This window comes from Bradyrhizobium sp. AT1 (assembly GCF_001590795.1).
Lineage (GTDB): Bacteria > Pseudomonadota > Alphaproteobacteria > Rhizobiales > Xanthobacteraceae > Bradyrhizobium.
The window spans coordinates 2299083-2317482 of the sequence record NZ_JXDL01000001.1 but is presented as its reverse complement, the minus strand read 5'-3'; the positions used below and the strand labels follow the sequence as shown (position 1 = coordinate 2317482).

At 62.1% G+C, this 18400-nt stretch carries 17 protein-coding genes; 11 read left to right on the top strand and 6 right to left on the bottom strand.

What is annotated here, in order from left to right; all coding sequences use genetic code 11:
• Positions 1-10 precede the first annotated feature (10 nt).
• The 3 genes from SE92_RS11185 to SE92_RS11175 are packed head-to-tail and all read left to right on the top strand — an operon-like array spanning position 11 to position 3886.
• Positions 11-2518: an alpha/beta hydrolase gene (locus tag SE92_RS11185; RefSeq protein ID WP_063203461.1), complete on the top strand. Its 2508-nt coding sequence runs from the start codon at positions 11-13 to the stop codon at positions 2516-2518.
• A gap of 9 nt (positions 2519-2527) precedes the next feature.
• Positions 2528-3391, top strand: coding sequence for an alpha/beta fold hydrolase (locus SE92_RS11180; RefSeq protein ID WP_063195750.1), 864 nt, complete (start codon positions 2528-2530; stop codon positions 3389-3391).
• A 51-nt stretch (positions 3392-3442) separates the two neighbouring features.
• Positions 3443-3886, top strand: a complete 444-nt coding sequence (locus tag SE92_RS11175) for a potassium channel family protein (RefSeq protein WP_063195749.1) — start codon at positions 3443-3445, stop codon at positions 3884-3886.
• A gap of 14 nt (positions 3887-3900) precedes the next feature.
• On the opposite strand, the gene SE92_RS11170 is transcribed toward SE92_RS11175, so the two are convergent.
• A complete protein-coding gene (locus SE92_RS11170; protein WP_063195748.1) occupies positions 3901-4584 on the bottom strand; it encodes a helix-turn-helix domain-containing protein in 684 nt (227 codons plus the stop codon).
• A gap of 342 nt (positions 4585-4926) precedes the next feature.
• On the opposite strand from SE92_RS11170, the gene SE92_RS11165 reads away from it, so the two are divergent.
• On the top strand, positions 4927-5559 hold the full coding sequence (locus SE92_RS11165) for a response regulator transcription factor (protein ID WP_063203460.1): 633 nt from the start codon (positions 4927-4929) through the stop codon (positions 5557-5559).
• 197 nt (positions 5560-5756) lie between these two features.
• The gene (locus SE92_RS11160; protein ID WP_063195747.1) at positions 5757-6131 is read left to right on the top strand and encodes a response regulator transcription factor; all 375 of its coding nucleotides are present in this window, start codon (positions 5757-5759) and stop codon (positions 6129-6131) included.
• A gap of 14 nt (positions 6132-6145) precedes the next feature.
• Here SE92_RS11160 and SE92_RS35790 read toward each other — a convergent pair whose 3' ends face one another.
• From SE92_RS35790 to SE92_RS11145, 3 genes are read right to left on the bottom strand one after another with little or no spacing between them, the layout of a single operon-like run.
• On the bottom strand, positions 6146-6730 hold the full coding sequence (locus SE92_RS35790) for an invasion associated locus B family protein (protein WP_063195746.1): 585 nt from the start codon (positions 6728-6730) through the stop codon (positions 6146-6148).
• A gap of 18 nt (positions 6731-6748) precedes the next feature.
• Positions 6749-7636: an alpha/beta hydrolase family protein gene (locus SE92_RS35785; RefSeq protein WP_063195745.1), complete on the bottom strand. Its 888-nt coding sequence runs from the start codon at positions 7634-7636 to the stop codon at positions 6749-6751.
• 11 nt (positions 7637-7647) lie between these two features.
• Positions 7648-9336: an aspartate:alanine exchanger family transporter gene (locus SE92_RS11145; RefSeq protein ID WP_063195744.1), complete on the bottom strand. Its 1689-nt coding sequence runs from the start codon at positions 9334-9336 to the stop codon at positions 7648-7650.
• 133 nt (positions 9337-9469) lie between these two features.
• On the opposite strand from SE92_RS11145, the gene SE92_RS11140 reads away from it, so the two are divergent.
• The 4 genes from SE92_RS11140 (at position 9470) to SE92_RS11125 (ending at position 15225) form a co-directional block, all read left to right on the top strand.
• Entirely contained in the window at positions 9470-10150 is a 681-nt protein-coding gene (locus SE92_RS11140; protein ID WP_063195743.1) for a YoaK family protein, read from the top strand.
• A 147-nt stretch (positions 10151-10297) separates the two neighbouring features.
• Positions 10298-13051 (top strand): decarboxylase, encoded by a 2754-nt coding sequence (locus SE92_RS11135; protein WP_063195742.1) that lies wholly within the window; start codon positions 10298-10300, stop codon positions 13049-13051.
• 19 nt (positions 13052-13070) lie between these two features.
• Positions 13071-14771, top strand: a complete 1701-nt coding sequence (locus SE92_RS11130) for an aspartate:alanine exchanger family transporter (protein WP_063195741.1) — start codon at positions 13071-13073, stop codon at positions 14769-14771.
• A gap of 19 nt (positions 14772-14790) precedes the next feature.
• Complete coding sequence (locus SE92_RS11125) at positions 14791-15225, top strand: hypothetical protein (RefSeq protein WP_063195740.1); 435 nt, start codon at positions 14791-14793, stop codon at positions 15223-15225.
• Between the two features lie 69 nt (positions 15226-15294).
• Here the strand turns inward: SE92_RS11125 and ppk2 are convergent, their stop codons facing one another.
• A complete protein-coding gene (gene ppk2 / locus SE92_RS11120; protein WP_063195739.1) occupies positions 15295-16095 on the bottom strand; it encodes a polyphosphate kinase 2 in 801 nt (266 codons plus the stop codon).
• 26 nt (positions 16096-16121) lie between these two features.
• A complete protein-coding gene (locus SE92_RS11115; RefSeq protein WP_063195738.1) occupies positions 16122-16577 on the bottom strand; it encodes a hypothetical protein in 456 nt (151 codons plus the stop codon).
• Between the two features lie 165 nt (positions 16578-16742).
• Between SE92_RS11115 and SE92_RS11110 the strand changes: the two genes are divergently transcribed.
• On the top strand, positions 16743-17168 hold the full coding sequence (locus SE92_RS11110) for a hypothetical protein (RefSeq protein WP_063195737.1): 426 nt from the start codon (positions 16743-16745) through the stop codon (positions 17166-17168).
• Entirely contained in the window at positions 17161-18393 is a 1233-nt protein-coding gene (locus SE92_RS11105) for an HlyD family secretion protein (protein WP_063195736.1), read from the top strand. The genes SE92_RS11110 and SE92_RS11105 overlap by 8 nt, the downstream gene beginning before the upstream one ends.
• Positions 18394-18400 lie beyond the last annotated feature (7 nt).

Below are 18400 nucleotides of genomic sequence, written 5' to 3'. Positions count from 1 at the left end.
TTGTGCCATGATGACCGGGAGAGGCGCCTCGAAGCGTTGCTTCGTCAGTTTGGTCGTGTTGTTGATCGGTACGGCGCTCGCAGTTGCGCAACCGTTGACGCGGCGCTCGTCGCAGGTGCAACACGATGGCCTGAAAAAGACGTTCGAGATTGCCAACTTCCGCTTGGGCGGCAAATACGATTTATCCACGCCTGGCAAATGGGAGAATGGAGGCGAGGGCGGCGTCACGCTCGAATCCCTCGGCGGCGGCAAGCTCCGCACCGCCTACATCGCGATCGGCAATGCCCGGCGCAATGCCGCCGGCGAGATCACCAACGCCATCGTCGTCAATTCCTACTATTCCGGCGATTCCACCGACATGTACGAACAGTGGGTCAAGGGCGCGGCGCTGTCCGGCGGCGTGCCGATCATCGGTCCGGGCCGGCCGATCGACACCGACCGCTACTACGTCATCATGGTCGACCCGCTCGGAACATGGGGCGCCAGCAAGCCGTCCGATGGCCTCGGCATCAAGTTTCCGCAGTATAGCTACTACGACATGGTGCAGGCCAATTACCGGTTGCTGCGGGACGAGCTGAAAGTTGCCCGCGTTGCGCTGGTAACCGGCGTCTCCATGGGCGGAACGCAGACCTATGTCTGGGGCGTGATGCATCCGGAATATATCGGCGCGCTCATGCCTATCGGCGGAACCACGCAGTCCGACGGCGAAGATCCCGTCGGCAACTGGACGTTCCAGATGATGACGGCGGCCATCGAGTCCGATCCGGTCTGGCAGGCCACCAAGGGCGACTATTACAAGCAGCCCAAGGAAAAGCATCCCATGCTGGGCGTTGCGTTCGGCTGGTCGATCCTGGGAATGACGGGCTATGATTTCGGCTTCCGTACCACCCAGAACTGGACGGCAGTCCAGCCTGAAATCTTCTACTGGACCCCGCCGAACGAGAAGGCGGCGCTGAATGTCATCAATCGCGCCAAGCTTTATGACGCTGTCGATCTCGTCTGGCGCAACCGGGTCGGCGAGACCCACAACATAAATCCCTATCTCGGCCGCATCCAGGCACGAACGCTGGTGATGCACATCACCAACGATTTGTGGCTGAACTTCAAACTGGCTCAGCAGGCCGTCGATCGCGTGCCGGGTGCTGATCTGATCGCGCAGGAGAGCCCAGTTGCTCATTACGGCGTGTTTCCGATCATCAACCAGCGCAAGAACGATCCGAAATTCGTCGCCTTCATGGACGACGTGGCGGCCCTCGATCGTGCGCAGAAGTTCGTCGACAAGAACTATCGGGTGCCTGGTGTCGCAGATGATATCGACCCGAAGAAGTCGTTCTGGAAGGATTATGTGACCTATCCCTACCCGGTCAAATTCGTCAACGCCAAGGACAAGAGCGGCAATTCCTGGGAAATCGGATATATGGACGAGTATGTCGGGACCGACAAGGACCCGAAGGTGCTCGTCATCATCCACGGCAAGGGGGCGTTCGGCGGGCACTACGGCAACATCATGCAATACGCGCTGCGTAGCGGCCTGCGCGTGATCGTGCCGGACCTGCCGCATTACGGCATGTCGGGTCCCGGCAATCTCGACAAGAGCCCGGCCCGCACCATGCAGGATATGCGCGAGGTCATCTATGACCTCGTCGTCAACCAGCTCGGCGTCAAGAAGGCAACCTATCTCGGCCATTCCCTGGGCGGCCAGTTCGTGATGGGCTACGCCCTGACCTGGCCGGACGCGGTGCAAGGCCTTGCGCTCGAAGCGCCGTCGGGTCTCGAGGAATATCCACGCGAGATCACCATTGCCAAGGGCAAGAAGGCGCGTCTGTTCGACGAGGCTTTCGGGCATGATTTCGACAAGTGGAGGCAGACATGGGATCAGACCGGCATCCTGGCCGCCGAGAAAGCCCGCGATGAGCAGAACATTCGGGACTTTTTCTACTTCAAGAAGCGCGATCCGGACACCGGCGTAGTGTCGGCGGCGAAGAGCGGTTATTTCTTCAGCGACAGCGAATATGCCCGCCTGCACACCGAGCAGCGCGTCGGGCTGACCAAGGGCAACCCCAAGGAGATGGAGCAGTGGTGCAACGTCTTCATCTACGACATCTACACCATCGGAGCGGAGCTGCAGCAGGACGACCCGAAGAACCTCTACGAGCGGTTGCCTCAGATCAAGGCGCCGATCTTCATCTCGTTCGGTGACAAGGAGCCGTTCATTCCGACCCCCGCTTTCAACGGTCTGACCGACCTCGGTCGCGACGTCATCACGCCCTTCATGACGCGGATGACGAATGCCGGTAACCGGCCGACACTCAAGATCTATCCGGAGACCGGTCACTTCATCCACACGGACAACCCGGTGGAATTCTCCGCCGACGTGGTTGATTTCGTCACCAAGGGGACGGTCGACACCTCCTCGCCACTGGGCACCGACCGCATGATCAAGGGTTCGGTGGTCTCGGCCCTGCCGGTCGCGCCGACGCCGCCCGGTGCGGCGCCGACGGCTGGCCTCAACAAATAGGATGGGTCCATGCCGAAGGTGCAGGCGGGCGAAATCCAGTTGGGCTGGCGGGAGTGGGGACGAGGCGACGTCACCGTCGTCTTTATCCATGGCAATCTCGCCAGCAAGGACTGGATCGAGCTTGCCGCGCCGATGTTTCCGAGCGGTCTGCGCGTCGTCGGGATCGACTGGCGCGGCTGCGGCGAAAGCGACCGGCCAAAGCCCGCTGCGGATTATGCCAATTATTCGATGCAGCAGCATGCGCAGGATATGCTGGCGGCGCTTGATACGCTCGGTGTTGGATACTGCCACCTCGCCACCCATTCGACCGGGGGCATCATCGCAGCCCGCATGCTGCTGATGCAGCCCCGGCGCTTTGGTCGCGTGTTCGCACTCGATCCGGTCACGCCGCTGGGGATGTCCTTCAATGCCGACCAGATCGGCCTTTTCCGGGCGATGATGGCAAGCAAGGAACTGACGAGGACCGTAATGGCAACCGCCGCGACCTCGCTGTTCGTGCCGGATAGCATGACCCCGAACGCGATCCCCCGCTTTCGCGAAGGGCTCGGCGAAATCCAGGCTCTGTTCGACCGGATCATCGAACAGACCTTCAGCGTTTCGGAGGGAATCTGGATCGGAACGCCGGTCAACCTCACGCGCGAAAGGGAGAGCCGCGAGCTCGAACGGCGTATGCCCGATATCGGGCATTCGCACCTCGTGCTGTGGGGCGAGTGGGACGGTTGGATTTTGCCGGCGGATCTTCGTGCCATGGCGGAAGCCATGCCGGACTGCCGGCTCGTGATCGTACCCGGCGTCGGGCATTCGATGAACCTCGAGCGGCCGGCGCTTTACGCCGGCTATTTTGGCGCCTGGTTTGGGGGCCTTGCGGCATGAGGGCGCTTGCATCGCGTCCAGGCCAAGCCGAAACCACGATGTGGGAGCACAATGGCGGTCCAATTTCTTGTCGGTGCGATCGTCACCGCGATCAACATCATGGCGCACGCGTTGGTGACGGTTGGGTCCATCGGCATGGCCCGCGCCGCGTGGTTACGATATCCAGCGCGACCGAGGCTGCAGTTGATGGCCGTGATGGTCGCGACAGCGGCCGTGCTGATCGTGGCGCACACAATCGAAGTCCTGGCTTGGGTCCTCGCCTATGCCTTGGTTGGCGCGGCGCCGGTCGGCAGCGACCTGCTTTATTTCGCCTTCGTGAACTACACCACCCTCGGCTATGGCGATATCACGCCGGTGCAGGAATGGCGATTGATGGGGCCAATGACCGCGATGAACGGCATCCTGATGTTCGGTTGGTCGACCGCCGTCCTGTTCGAGGTTTTGCGGAAGACTCTCGACGATCTCGGAGTGACCAAGCTGCCGGCCGGCAGGTGACGAGACGCCGGCTCTTATTGCTGCAGATCGAAACTGGCGAGCTCCTGCCGATCCAACAGCACGATCTGCCGCTGGGTATTGCCGATGAAGCCGAGAACGCCGAGATCGTGCAGGTGCGATATCGCACGCGAGACGGTCTCCAACGTCAGGCCGAGATAATCGGCAATGTCGCGCCGGGACATCGGCAGGGCGATCACTTCGGATCCGGCCAGCCGTTTGTCCATTTCGAGCAGGAAGGCGGCCACCCGCTCCAGCGACGTCTTGCGGCCGAGCAGGAGCATGTGGTCTTCCGCGTGCTGCAGATTGATTGTCGTCATGCTGAGCAGGTTACGCGCCACCATGGCGTCGCTTTCGGCTACCATTTCAAGGCTTTGCCGTTTGACGAGCCGTACTGTGGTGTCTACGATCGCCTCGGCCGTAAACCGATGCTCGTTCCCGTTCTCCAGACCGAAAATGTCACCGACCAGATGGAATGCGCCGATCTGGCGGCGCCCGTCTGACAGCAGCTTGTAGCTTCGTACGGCACCGGATTTGACCTGATAGACATAGTCGGCAGGCTCCTTTTCCCCGTAGACCTCCATTCCCTTTTTGTATCTAAATTCGTTTAAACAGATAATCGGGTTTGAATCGCTTCTCATTCCGAAGTCTTGGAGCGAATTGGGGTGGGGCAGGGGAGCGGTCTTTGTGCGCACAAGCATGGGCCAACTCCTCAACGTTGAACGCTGAATTGGTCTCAACCGAATATTATCATCGCAAGGAATGCGCGCTGTCCCACTCCCGCCGAAGTTGATTTACGACGAAGGAGGTATTTCCAACCATTGTCTCTAAGGGCATTGTACCAAAGGACAGTAGGGGTGAAGGCGTGCGCGCGATGAGAATAGCCTTCGAGCCGCGAGCACCGAAGCAATGCCCTTGCCCATTTCGCACATGTTTCGGTATGTCTGATATCGTTCGTAACCGTTCACTACATCGACGTCTGTTTCCGCCGACTTGGGCTCCCCCGAAGCCAGGCCGGAGGTCATTGCGGCTAAGAGGTGAAGTTGCCCGGCCTCATTCTCGTGGTAGATGATGACGTTTCATTCCGAACGGCGATGGAACGCCGTCTCAAGCTTGCAGGTTATGACGTCGTCACCTATGCGTCGGCGCAGGACTTGCTCGATCGCCTGCCGAGCGAGGAGAGGTCGGCATGCCTCCTGCTCGACGTGCAGATCCCGGGGCTGAGTGGGCCGGAGTTGCAAGCGCGCCTGCTCGAACTCGGTTCGGCGCTCCCAATCGTCTTCCTCACCGGGCACGCCGATACGCAGACGACCGTGCGGGCCATCAAGGCCGGTGCGGAAGATTTCCTGACCAAGCCCGTGTCGTCGGAGGAATTGATCAACGCAGTCGAGCGGGCCATGTCGCGCCATGAGGCGGGGCGCGCGCAGCACGGCAAGCTCGTTACGCTTCGTGCGCTGGTCGCGTCGCTGACGCCGCGAGAGCGTCAAGTGTTCGACCTCATGGTGCGTGGCAAGATCAACAAGCAGATTGCCTACCAGCTCGGAACCACCGAGCGCACCGTGAAGGCTCACCGTCATCAGGTGATGGAAAAGATGCAGGTGAATTCATTCGCGGAACTCGTTTCGGTCGCAGAGCGACTTGGAATGCTCGATCCGAACGGCGCTGCGGGCAAATAGCAAGGATGCAAGATCGCGTCAGATCTCGGAAGGCTGAACCTGCACGTTGGTACAATAACATCGATTGTTGACAGGACGCCGCTGAAGGCGCGCAATGATGCGCAGACGTCGGTTCTCCAAGTAGAACCTGGCTCGCGAATAAGCCGCTGGTTTGACGATCTCCCAGCATATTTTTCGTACTGAAAAGGCCGATTGCGTTGTCTAGCCGAAAATCCGTCTTCGTCTTGGATGACGATTCATCGATGCGCATGAGCATCAAGCGGCTGCTCCGAGAACACGGCTTTGGCGCGCTGCTGTTCCCCTCGGCGGAGGCACTCTTCGACCACGGTGATTTCGAAGACGTCGCCTGCATCATCATCGACGTCAATTTGAAAGATCAATCCGGCATTGCGGTGCGCAAGCGTCTTGCGAACGAAGGTGTGACGGTTCCCGTCGTTTACATTACCGGCAATGACAGCGCGGCGAACCGCGCGGCCGCGATCGATTCCGGGTGCATTGCCTATCTGACCAAGCCTTTCGCAGCGCGCGCGCTTATCGCGCCAATTGAACGGGCCTGCGGCCGGATCGCCTAGCGCGGCCGATACGCTCATTCATCGACATACTGCTCGAATGTCTGCGTCGGTGCGCCCCTGTGCACGACGGAAAATTGCGCCAGCGGCAGAGACGTCGTCAGCGACAGAAGGTTGGAATCGACGACTTCCAGAACCAGAGCCTTTCCCGATTCCAGTTCCTTGACGATTTTGGGATCGGCGACATCGGCGGCGATGCAGGCATTGGTGACGCACCAGCTATAGGGCAGGCGGTAAGGACGCCCCTGATCCACCGTCAGCTTGACGGGGTGCTGCAGATACATGCCGACAGGGACAAACAATTGTAGTCGGGCAGCGGGCTCGCCTTCGCGCTCGATCAGGTCCACGCGCACGGCGGTTTGACCGGTTGGGAAGGTGCCCGTGATCGAGGTCCGGCACAAGAGCTTGGCGCCGCCTGCTCTGAAGCAGAGCTTGCGCCAATCCCCATAGGTGATGTCCTTTGCCTCGCGTTGACCCCGGGTCGTCACCTCGGCGGGCTTACTGGCTTGCGAATTGTGCCGTGTCGCGGCAATCGCTGTGGACGCCACGCCGGCAGCGACGACGACCAGCAAGCCCGACAAGCAGAGATGCGCATAGGCCATGGCGGCAACTCCTTGCGGTTAGTGCGGCGCGTCGAGGAATTTCGTCACCAGCGGCGACCAGATCGGGACGGCATCCGGAGAGCCGATGAAGAAATGCCCTTCATTGCCGAACGGCGGCACCAGATGGTACTCGGCCTTGCCGCCGGCGGCGGTGAAGGCGTCGTGCATGCGCTTCGACAGCTCGGGGCCGAAGAACGTGTCATTCTCGATATAGATCCACAGCATCGGCACGCGAGAAGTGCGGCCGAAATTTGCGGTCGCCTCGACCAGCTTGTCCGGCGCGCAATTGTTGTTGGGCTTGCCACCGACACGTCCGCCGCGACCGGCCGCGAAGGTGATGATCGCCTTGACCTGAGGCGGGTTGACGCTGGATAGCGCGATGGAAGCCCAGCCGCCGGCAGATTGCCCGACGACAATGACATCCTTGGGCACGATGCGCTTCTCGGCAGCCAGATAGTCGATAATCCAGAGATCGACCTGCGCCACCGCCAGGCCGGCGTCGCGGAAATTCGGGTTGGTGCACTTGCCGATCTTGGAAAAGAACGGGCCATAAATGCCGCGCTCGGGGACGTCGATGGCCGAGGCGCCATACCCCGTTCCTACCGGCGCCACCACCAGGTGGCCTCGCTTCGCGAACCATTTCGCGGCATCGCGAAATTCCACCAGCGGAAAGAAGCTGCGGTCGGTTGGATTGAGTGAGACCCCGTGGTTCATAATGACGAGCGGGAAGGGCCCGTCGCCGACCGGACGTACCAGATAGGCGAACATCGGGAGCGGCAGCGGCAGCGCCCAGATCTCTTCCTGGATGCGGACGTCTTCCTCCGCGCGTGCGGTCGTTGCGAAGGCTGCCAGCACAAGCGAGATGGCCGCGAACCACCCCAGCGCCGGGCTGACCGGTTGCCGCATGGCAGGTCTCCTCATCCGGTGTAGGTAGCGGCCACGATGATCGGGCCGAGCACGGTCAGCACCACGTTTCCGACCGCGTAGGGGACCGCGACGCCGAGCACCGGCGTCTGGCTCTCCGCGACGTCGCAGGCCCCGGTCACTGCGGCATCGACGGTCATGGCGCCGGCCAGCGCGCCACAGATGATGACGGGGTTCATGCGCAGCACGTGGTGCGCAAACAGCGTCGCCACAATCAGCGGTACGATCGTGATGACGAGGCCCGTGCCGACCAGAAGCAATCCGTGGGCCTGGATCGCAGCCCAGGCGGCGGCGCCGTTGCCTAGCCCGATCGCCGCGATGAAGCCCCCGAGGCCGAGATCGCTCAGGGTTTGCTGCGCAGCCTGCGGCATTGCTCCCAAGGTCGGCTTGCGCGACCGCAGCCAGCCGCAGACAAGGCCGGCGATCAGCGCGCCGCCGCCGCCGCCAAGCGTGAGCGCGACGCCGCCGATCCTGAAGCTGACGAGCCCGGCAAGCAGGCCGGCCGCGATGCCGGCGGCAAGAAACGCGATGTCGGTGCGATCGTCGGAACGCAGGATCTGGCCGACCGCGGTTGCCGCACGTTCGATGTTGCGCGTGCTGCCGACCAAGGTCATGACGTCGCCGACATAGATCCGCGTGTCCGCGCTCAGGGGCACCTCGCGGCCCATACGGGTGAGAGCACGCAGAAAAACACCCCGGGCGTCGGCCCCGACGCGTGAGGCGACCTCCTGGATGGAGCGACCGTGAAGATGACGATTGTCGACGAGGACTTCGAGCACGTTGCCTGGCATCGTCTTCAGGATCTCATCGGCGTCGATCTCGGTGCCGATGACCGGTCTCGCCGCGACGATGACGGCCGTGCGACCGGCGAGCACGATGTCGTCGCCGGCCTCGAGCACAGTATCGAGATGCGGTTTGATGTCCGCGCCGCCGCGGACGATACGCTCGACGACCGTGCGGCTTCCGATCTCTTCCTCGATTGACTGAACCGTGCGGCCGGCGGCTGTGGTCACGCGGTAGGCGCGTGCCTGGAACTTGCGGTAGGAGAGATTTTCGCTTTTGGGCGGATCGCCGCCGGCAAGCTCCGCCTCGAGTTTCTTGGCCTCCGCCTTCAGATCGATCCCCATCAGCTTAGGGGCGACGAAGGGGACGAACAGCAGGGTCAGGATATAGCCGAGGACGTAGGTGACGGCATAACCCGCCGCGATGTTCGCCTCCTGCTGACTGAGCACATCCTTGGGCAGGCCGAGCTGCGCCAGGGCGCCCGACGCGGTACCGATGACCGAGGATTGCGTCAGTGCTCCGGCCGCGATTCCCGAAGCGGTGCCGGGATCGAGCTGGAAGCCGTGCGCAAACAGCAAGACGATCGCAAGGCCCGTGCCCCCCAGCACCAGCGCCAGCGCGACCTGGGCAAGGGTGCGGACGCTCAAGGAGGCGAAGAACTCCGGTCCCGACCGGTAGCCGATCGTGAACACGAACAGGCTGAACAGGATGATGCGCAACAGCGACGGAAACGTGAACGTTCCGAGTTGCCCGATCAGCACCGCGACGACCAGGATGCATGCGGTGGTCCCGATCGAGAAGCCGCGAACCTTGATGCGGCCGAGGATCGTGCCGATGGCGACCGCCAGCAGCAGGAATATCTCCGGAGCGGCGGTGATGATCCACCTGACAGTATCCATGTGGCAATCCCCCGGCGTTTTCGGCTGATATGATGTGCGGCGCGGCGCGATTGCTTGATCCAGATCAAGCCCTGTTGGCGTTGGGACGGCGCTATGGGTTCATGCAGTCATTGCGACAGCCGTCATTGCCGACATGAGCACGCTGGACGTTGCAGCCGGTTTGGTGCGCCGCGAGGAAACCGTCGAAGTGGTGCTGCTGCTGGCCTTTGCCGGCGGCTATATCGACGCCTATACCTGGATCATCCACGGCGTATTGGCGAACGCCCAGACCGCCAATCTGATATTTCTCTGGGGCTACGCGGCTGCCGGCAATTGGGCGAAGGCGGTTCACTTCGTGCCGCCGATCCTCGCCTTCGCGCTGGGCATCGTCATCGCGGCGTGGCTCCGTCGCGCCACCGGCGAACGGGCCGGTGCGATCAGCACCTTGATCGAGATCCTGCTGTTGATCTCGATCGGAATTCTGCACAACCGGATGCCCGATCTTGCGGGTACGCTCGGCATTTCGCTCGTCGCCGCGATGCAGGCCGCCATCTTCACCAAAGTCGAAGGCGTCCTTTGCAGCACCGTGATGATCACGGGCAATATGCGCCAGGCGGTCGAGCACATGTTCGCAATGACATCCGCTGATGCGCCGGCCGGGACACTGCGCCGCTCGGGCATCTTCGCCGCCTTGTGCGCCGTGTTCGGTTTTGGCGCTGCGGTCGGCGCCTTGGCCACCAAGAGCATCCCCAATCTCGCGCTCGGCGTTCCCGTGGTTGCGTTGCTCGCGGTATTGCTGCGCTGCGAGGCGATGCCGCGCGAGGCGGCGTCGTGAACGCGCCAGGGGGCCTTGGCTATCGATCTCGCTGGCGTGCGGGGGCCTGACCAGAATGCGCGCGACCGTTGACTTGGATCAATGGAGCGACTGCCACCGCACTCACGATCCCGCATCAGGTTTGCTTCAGGGGATCGGGAGAGGCGCATGTCCAAGGACACCAAACTCGCGCAAAAGCGCATCGACCAGTTCTTTTCGGGTCCCGGTGCACGGGCCGATGACTGGCGCGATCTGGTCGAGGCCGCCAAGGCCTGGGTTCGAACCGGCAATCGCGGGGCTTACGACGCGGCGCTTGGCAATTTGTCCGTCACCGAAGAGTTTCACGGCTATCCCGGCATGCAATTGATGGCAATGCTGCGGGAAGCCGCGGCCACCGGCGACAGCGCGGCCTCGTTTGCTCTCGCAACGAGAATTGCCCAGGCGCTGGCGACGCGGTCCTTCCGCCAGCATGCCGGCGATTGGAGCGCGAAAGATGACGGCAACGGCGAAGCGCCCGAGCTGGTACCGCCGAGCTTCGGTGCGCATACGGCGCGCAGGCCGTATTTCGAGACCTTGATCGTCACCGGCGTGTCGCCGAGCCAATGGCCAGCTCTTGCCGTCGAATGGCGCAAGCTGCGGCGTCCGGTCGATGCCTTCATCTATGAACCGGTCATCGTCGGCAACCTGGAGGACGCCTTCTGCGCGACGATGCTCAATCCCGACCTCGGCGCTGTCATCATCAATGAGGGCTTCGGGCTTCGCTCAAGGCACGATGCGCCAGTCCTGCGTTCGATCATGGCTGGGGCCGGTCTCAACGAGGAAACCGATGCATCGGCGCTGCGGCTTGCCCAGATCATCAAGCGCGTCAGGCCCGAGCTCGATCTCTACATGATCTCGAATCGCGACGTCGAGGAACTGGCAGGCAATCCCGAGGCGGACGTGGTTCGCCGCATCTTCTATTCGGTGGAAGAGCTCTTGGAGCTACACTTGTCGATCCTCGAGGGCATTCAGGATCGCTACGATACGCCATTCTTCGACAATCTGAAGAAATACGCGCAACGACCGATCGGCACGTTCCATGCGCTGCCGATCGCGCGCGGCAAGTCGATATTCAAGTCCGACTGGATCCGCGACATGGGCGAGTTCTACGGTCCGAACCTGTTTTTGGCCGAGAGCAGCGCGACCACGGGCGGTCTCGACAGCATGCTCGAGCCGACCGGCAACATCAAGAAGGCGCAGGAGAAAGCGGCGAGGGCGCTCGGCGCGGATCGCGTCTTCTTCGTCACCAACGGGACCTCTACCTCCAACAAGATGGCGGTGCAGGCGCTGCTCGCGCCCGGCGACATAGCGATCGTCGACCGCAACTGCCACAAGTCGCATCATTACGGCATGGTGCTGGCCGGGGCACAGCCGCTCTATGTCGAAGCCTTCCCGATGACGGAATATTCGATGTACGGCGCGGTGCCTCTGAAGACGATCAAGCAAGCCTTGCTGGGCGCGAGGGCCGACGGCCGGCTCGACCGCGTCAAGATGGTGGATCTCACCAACTGCACCTTCGACGGCCACATCTACAACACACGCAGGGTGATGGAGGAATGCCTCGCCATCAAGCCCGACCTGATCTTCCTGTGGGACGAGGCCTGGTTCGGCTTTGCGCGCTTCTCGCCGTTCCTGCGGCGACGCACCGCCATGGGGGCGGCCAACGAGATCGAGGCTTGGATGCGCGATCCGAAGTCGGTTGCCGCCTTCGAGAAGCAGCAGGCCGAACTCGGCAAGAGTCCGTCGGATGAAGTGCTGCTCAAGACCAGGCTGATTCCAGATCCACGCCAGATCCGTTTGCGCGTCTATCAGACCAACTCGACGCACAAATCGATGTCGGCGATCCGGCAGGGCTCCATGCTCTCGGTCAAGGACGTCGAATTCCACACCGTCGAGCAGCAGTTCAAGGAGGCGGTGTTCACCCACGCCTCGACCAGCCCGAACCAGCAGCTTATCGCCAGCCTCGACATCTCCAGGCGGCAGATGGAGCTGGAAGGCTATGGCCTCGTTGCCAATGCGATCGAGATCGCGTTCGCGATCCGCCAGGCGGTCAATAACAACCCGCTGATTTCGAAGTATTTCCGCATCCTCGGTGCCGACGCCATGGTGCCCGCGCAATACCGCCAGAGCGGCTTCACCGACTTTCTCGCTCCCGGCGTCAACTGGGCGAATACGCTCAAGAGTCTGGACGAGGACGAGTTCTGCCTCGATCCGACCCGGATGACGCTGGTGTGCGGCACGGCCGGCTATGACGGCACGCAGTTCAAGGGCATTCTTGCCAACGAGTACAACATCCAAGTCAACAAGACTTCGCGCAACTCGGTCCTGGTCCAGTCCAATATCAACAACACCCGCAGTGACGTCGCGCATCTCATCCGGGTGCTCGCCGAGATCGCGGGCGAGATCGACCGCGGTCTAGCTCAGGGCGGCGCGAATGCCAAGAAGACCTTCGAGGCCAGGGTCACGAGCCTGATGAAGGATGTGCCGGATCTGCCGAACTTCTCGCATTTCCATCCGAGCTTCCGCGGCGATGCCGGCACCAAGACCAACGAGGGGGATATCCGCACCGGCTTCTATGCTGCCTATGACGTCGCCGGCTGTGAGCACATCCGCCTCAACGATCCCGAGATCGATCGTCGCCTGAAGGCCGGCCCCGAGCTCGTCTCCGCTAATTTCGTGATCCCGTATCCGCCGGGCTTTCCGATCATGGTGCCCGGCCAAGTCATCACCCAGGAGACCATCGACTTCATGCGCAAGCTCGATGTGAAGGAAATTCATGGCTACGACGCCAACGAAGGCCTGAAGCTCGTGCGTACGGAAGCCTTGGCGAAACTCGGCAAGCCGAAGCCCGGCACGCAGCCCAAGCTCAAGGCCGCGTCATAAGTCGAAAAAGGGGACGAACATGCAGGGTCTCTTCTCTTTTCTGCAGCACAATCCGTTTCTGCTGCTGTTCCTCGTGGTCGGGCTCGCCGTCTGGATCGGCCGGGCGAGCATCAAGGGTTATGGCCTCGGCATGGTCGCCGGCGCCATCGTGGTGGGCGCGGGGCTCTCGGTCTGGGCCTCGACCTACGGCGTCAAGCTCGAGCTGAACAATTTCGCGAAGAGCCTGTTCTACTATCTCTTCATGTACGGCGTCGGCCTGCGCGTCGGCCCGTCCTTCATCAACAGCTTGAGGGGCGACGGACTTAAGTTTGTCGTCCTGGCGACGGTATCAAGCGTAATTGGTCTGGCGCTTGTCGTTATCTTCGCAAAGCTCTTCGCGTTGCCGCCGGGAGCGGCCGGCGGCATGCTGGCGGGCTCGCAGACCATGTCAGCCGCGATCGGTTCGGCCGAGCAGGCGGTGACATCCGGCGTCGTCAGGCTGCCGGAGGGCATGAAGCCGGAGGACGCGTCGGGCATGATCGCGCTGTCCTACGGCATCACCTACATCTGGGGCACCGTCGGCATCATCCTGATCTGCAAATATCTGCCGCGCTGGTGGGGTGTCGACGCGAAAGCCGCCGCGAAGCAATATGAGACGGAGTTCGGCGTCAAGGATCTCGAAGGCGGCGGTCTGACCGGCTATCGCCAATTCGGGCTGCGTGCCTACCGGCTGGAGAATCCGGCGCAGGTCGGCATGAGCATCGCAAAATTCCGCGCGGTGAATCCTGAATACCGCATCGTCAATGTGGGACGTAACGGTGAGCCGCAAGGGGCCGATCCCGATCTCGTTCTCCAAAAGGGCGACGTTGTCGCGCTGGGCGGCTCGACCGAGCATCTCACCGACAAAATGGGATTGATCGGCCCGGAGGTCGCGGATGCCAAGACTCTGGGTATTCCCATGGACCAGGCCGACATTCTCGTCACCAACAAGGAAATGGTGGGACGCACCTTCGAGTCCTTCCGCGAAACGGCAATCGCCGGCCAATTGCAGGTCACCAAGGTCGAGCGCGGCGGCGTGCAGATTCCCGCCGGTCTCAAGACTGAGTTGCAACGGATGGACATCGTCTCCGTGGTCGGCCTGAAGTCCGCCGTCAACGAGCTCGGTGACATGTGGGGCCGCATCGCGCGCACCAACACCTCCACCGACCTGCTGACGCTGGCTACGGGAATGATCCTCGGCTTCCTGATCGGGATGGTCGAATTCCCGGCCTTCGGCGCCAAGATCGGCCTCGGCAATGCCGGCGGCCTGCTCCTATCTGGCGTCATCGTGTCCTCGGCCGTGTCGCGGCTGCGCTTCTTCGGCAACACCCCCAATGCCGCGCGCAACGTGCTGGAGGACCTCGGTCTCGTGGTCTTCGTCGCCATCGTCGGCATCAACGCCGGCGCGGGATTGCTCTCGCAGCTCACGGGCGCCGTGGCCTTGAAGATCTTCATCGCGGGCTTCATCGCCTGCACCGTCCCGCCCTTCATCGTCTGGGCGATCGGCTATCACGTCTTCAAGATCAATCCTGCGGTGCTGATGGGCGGGGTGGCCGGGGCGCGGTCGCATTCCGGTCCGTGCCGCGAGGCCGCGGTCGAGATCCAGAGCTCGGTGCCCTGGATCGGATTCCCGGTCGGCTACGCCGTCTCGGGTATCCTGCTCACCATCTTCGGGTACTTCGCAATGATCCTGGCGCAATGATCACAAGGGGAAAACAGTCATGAGAAAGTCTGCCATCGGTGCCGTTCTGGTTGCGTCGCTTGCGGCCACCGCTGGTTTCAGCACGCCGTCGCGTGCCGAGACCGGCGAGGTCGCCGTCGTCTTCACCAAGGGCGGCTTCATCGTCGGCATCGGTGGCGGTGAGGGCGTCCTGCTCCTCAGGGGCAAGAAATATCCCTTCACTGTTTCCGGCATGAGCGTCGGTTTCACGATCGGGGCTTCGACCACGAAGTTCGTCGGCCGCGCTCTCAATCTGAGGGGACCGGCGTCGATCGAAGGTTCCTATGTGGTGGGCGGAGCGGGCGGTGCGGTTGCCGCAGGCGCCGGTGCCGTTCAGCTTCAGAACGGCAATGGCGTCATCCTCCAGCTCACCGGTCCAAGGGTCGGAGCGGAAGTGTCGGCGGCGGTGGGTGGTGTGACCATCCGTTTGAAATAGACGCGAAGCGCGGTCGGACCGCTCAAAGCGCGTCACGCGATCGGGCCGCTTCACCGGGCGGCCTGATCGTCAATATCGCTCCGCGACGAAATTCATCCCGCGCAAGCCCACCTGGTCGTTGTAGCGCCCCTTGTCGGATCGCTTCGGCAGTCTGACCCTGTCCTTCTTGATGCGCTTGTGCGGAATCGACTTCAGCAGATGCGCAATGCAATTCAGCCGCGCCCGGCGCTTGTCGTCGGAGCGGATGATGTACCACGGCGCGGCTTTCGTGCTGGTCTTCCGGAGCATCAGGTCGCGGGCGCGCGAATAATCGTACCAGCGCCGATAGGATTCCAGATCCATCGGGCTCAGCTTCCATTGCCGGACCGGGTCGTCGATGCGCGCCTTGAAGCGGCGTTCCTGCTCGTCCATCCCGACCTCCAGCCAGAACTTGATCAGGATGATGCCGCCGTCAATGACGTATTTCTCCATCTGCGGACACAGCGACAGGAAACGATCATGATCGGCAGGCGTGCAGAAGCCCATCACGTATTCGACGCCGGCGCGGTTGTACCAGCTTCGGTCGAAGATCACGATCTCGCCGCCGGCGGGAAACTGCTCCATGTAGCGTTGGAAGAACAGCTGCGTCTTTTCGCGGTCTGACGGCGCCGGCAATGCCACGACGCGAAACACGCGCGGACTGACCTTCTCGGTGATCGCCTTGATCGTGCCGCCCTTACCGGCGGCGTCGCGGCCTTCGAACAGGACGATGACACGGAGCTTGTTCTGCCTCACATAATCCTGGAGCTGACACAGCTCGACCTGGAGTTTTTCCAGCTCCTTCTCGTAGTCCTTGCGCTTCATCCGCTCCGCGGAGCCGTCCTTGGCCATGTCCGCTCCTTTGGCTGCCTTGCGCGCTAGTCATCGCCCCAGGAGATGGTCACGCCGATATCGCCCGGCATGCCGCCCGGGAAGTCGATGATCTGATAGGCAATGCGATAGCCGCGGGGCTTCAAATAATCGGTCCAGAGCTGGAAAATTTCCTTCGGAATGCCGGTCAGGGTGTTCTCCCAACCCTTTTCCTGCTGATTGATGGCGCGGCCCTTGTCCGTGCACAGTGTGTTGGGGAAACGATAGACCTGAACCTCGGTCAAACCGTTCCGCACCGCACGCTGGATAATGGTCGAAGCGAGCTTGATCTTCTCCTCCTCGGTCTTTCCCGAAGGCTTGGTCAGTCGCTCGATCAGGGCCCGCTTCTCTGCCTCGGCCGCGGCGGCAAGGCGGGCATATTCCTCAGCCTTCTCGGCTTCCTTGAGGGCCGCTTCCTTTCGAATCTGGGCGGCGTTAGGGATGAGATCGTCGAGATCCGGCATGGCTGGCGGCTCCTGATGATTATCCAATCAGCATCGGTACGACGCTAGGTCGGGCGAAAGGCGTTCCCTTGATTCAAATCAAGCAAACAGCGAGACTACCCGAACAGGGTGCCGCAAGTGCACTTCACTGACCGGGAGAGACTTTTGAGCGACCAGCTTCATCCCATGGCTCCGCACCATTTGCCGTTTTATCTTGCGCCGGGAAGCGGGATCGACACGCTCATGGTCGTCATGGGAGTTTTCCTGCTCGGTACCGTGCTCTGGGTCGGTACGCTCTATTGGAAGCTGCACAGCCTGCCGGAGCGGATGGCGCACAAATCGCAAAAGCTGCAATTCGAGTTCGTCGCGGTGCTCGGCCTGATCTCGCTGTTCACGCATATGCACATCTTCTGGATTGCAGGACTGCTGCTCGCAATGATCGATCTGCCAGATTTCGGCACGCCGCTGCGCAGCATTGCCGGCTCTGTCGAGAGGATCGCGGAGGCGACGCCGGCCGGTGAGGACGTTGAGCCGGAGAGGGAGGCGGTGACCACACCGCCTCCGGCAGACAAGCCGGTACCGGCCAAGGCGAAGGAGCCCGGCCATGCTTGAGCTCCTGATCTGCTCCCTGGTCACGATCCTGCCGGACTACCTCTACCGCCGCTATGCCCAGGGCAAGCGCTTCGGCAAGGAGATCACCTTCTTCTCCATCTGGTACGAGCTGCGCTGGGGCATCACAGGCTGCCTGATGCTGACGGTGTCGCTGATCACCATGATCTTCTATTTCCATCCGGCGACGTCGTCGGCGACGTTGTATTTCCGCACGGTTCCAATCCTGCCTGAAGGCTCCGGCCGCGTGGCCGAGGTCAAGGTCGGCTTCAGCGCGCCGGTCAAGAAGGGGGACGTGCTGTTCACCCTGGACAGCTCGAAGCAGCAGGCCGCGCTCGAAACCGCCAAACGGAAGGTTGCGGAGGTCGATGCGACCATGCAGACGGCGCAAGCCGATGTGGCCAAGGCCGAGGCGCAGGTCGGGGAGGCGAGAGCCAATTATCAGCAGGCCAAGGACGAGTTGGAGACCAAGAGCGAGCTCCAGCGCCGCAATCCCGGAATCGTTCCGCAGCGCGACATCGACAAGCTCCAGGTCCTGGTCGACCAGCGTCAGTCCGGCATCGATGCCGCGACGGCCGCAAAGCAATCGGCGTCGCTGCAGATCTCGATTCTGCTGCCGGCTCAGAAGGCGAGTGCGGAGGCTGCACTGGCCCAGGCTCAGGTCGATCTCGACAAGACGCTCGTCCGCGCTGGCGTAGATGGGCGCGTCGAGCAGTTCCTGGTTCGATCGGGCGATGTCGTCAACCAGCTGATGCGGCCGGCCGGCGTGCTCGTTCCGGAAGGCGCCGGCCGGAAGTCTCTGCAAGCGGGCTTCGGCCAGATCGAGGCTCAGGTGATGAAGGAAGGTATGGTGGCGGAGGCAACCTGCATTTCGAAGCCATGGGTGATCATTCCTATGGTGATCACGACGGTGCAGGACTACATCGCGGCCGGGCAGTTTCGATCCGGCGAACAGCTCATCGACCCGCAGAACGCCGTTCGTCCCGGCACCATCCTGGTGTTCCTCGAGCCGCTCTACAAAGGGGGCCTGGACGGTGTCACACCGGGCTCGAGCTGCATCGTCAATGCCTATACCAGCAATCACGAGGAAATCTCCGCCAAGGGCACGTCGACCAGTCGGAAGATTGCGCTGCACGTCGTCGACGGCGTCGGCCTCGTCCATGCGCTGCTGCTGCGCATCCAGGCGCTGCTGCTGCCGATCCAGACATTGGTGCTGAGCGGTCATTGAACGGGAC

Excerpts from the sequence above, each read along its gene's own strand:
- SE92_RS35790 (WP_063195746.1), bottom strand. The coding sequence starts at position 6,730 with ATGGCCTATGCGCATCTCTGCTTGTCGGGCTTGCTGGTCGTCGTCGCT.
- SE92_RS11135 (WP_063195742.1), top strand. The coding sequence starts at position 10,298 with ATGTCCAAGGACACCAAACTCGCGCAAAAGCGCATCGACCAGTTCTTT.
- ppk2 (WP_063195739.1), bottom strand. The coding sequence starts at position 16,095 with ATGGCCAAGGACGGCTCCGCGGAGCGGATGAAGCGCAAGGACTACGAG.
- SE92_RS11175 (WP_063195749.1), top strand. The coding sequence starts at position 3,443 with ATGGCGGTCCAATTTCTTGTCGGTGCGATCGTCACCGCGATCAACATC.
- SE92_RS11115 (WP_063195738.1), bottom strand. The coding sequence starts at position 16,577 with ATGCCGGATCTCGACGATCTCATCCCTAACGCCGCCCAGATTCGAAAG.
- SE92_RS11170 (WP_063195748.1), bottom strand. The coding sequence starts at position 4,584 with ATGCTTGTGCGCACAAAGACCGCTCCCCTGCCCCACCCCAATTCGCTC.
- SE92_RS11125 (WP_063195740.1), top strand. The coding sequence starts at position 14,791 with ATGAGAAAGTCTGCCATCGGTGCCGTTCTGGTTGCGTCGCTTGCGGCC.
- SE92_RS11145 (WP_063195744.1), bottom strand. The coding sequence starts at position 9,336 with ATGGATACTGTCAGGTGGATCATCACCGCCGCTCCGGAGATATTCCTG.
- SE92_RS35785 (WP_063195745.1), bottom strand. The coding sequence starts at position 7,636 with ATGCGGCAACCGGTCAGCCCGGCGCTGGGGTGGTTCGCGGCCATCTCG.
- SE92_RS11105 (WP_063195736.1), top strand. The coding sequence starts at position 17,161 with ATGCTTGAGCTCCTGATCTGCTCCCTGGTCACGATCCTGCCGGACTAC.
- SE92_RS11130 (WP_063195741.1), top strand. The coding sequence starts at position 13,071 with ATGCAGGGTCTCTTCTCTTTTCTGCAGCACAATCCGTTTCTGCTGCTG.
- SE92_RS11140 (WP_063195743.1), top strand. The coding sequence starts at position 9,470 with ATGAGCACGCTGGACGTTGCAGCCGGTTTGGTGCGCCGCGAGGAAACC.
- SE92_RS11185 (WP_063203461.1), top strand. The coding sequence starts at position 11 with ATGACCGGGAGAGGCGCCTCGAAGCGTTGCTTCGTCAGTTTGGTCGTG.
- SE92_RS11110 (WP_063195737.1), top strand. The coding sequence starts at position 16,743 with ATGGCTCCGCACCATTTGCCGTTTTATCTTGCGCCGGGAAGCGGGATC.
- SE92_RS11180 (WP_063195750.1), top strand. The coding sequence starts at position 2,528 with ATGCCGAAGGTGCAGGCGGGCGAAATCCAGTTGGGCTGGCGGGAGTGG.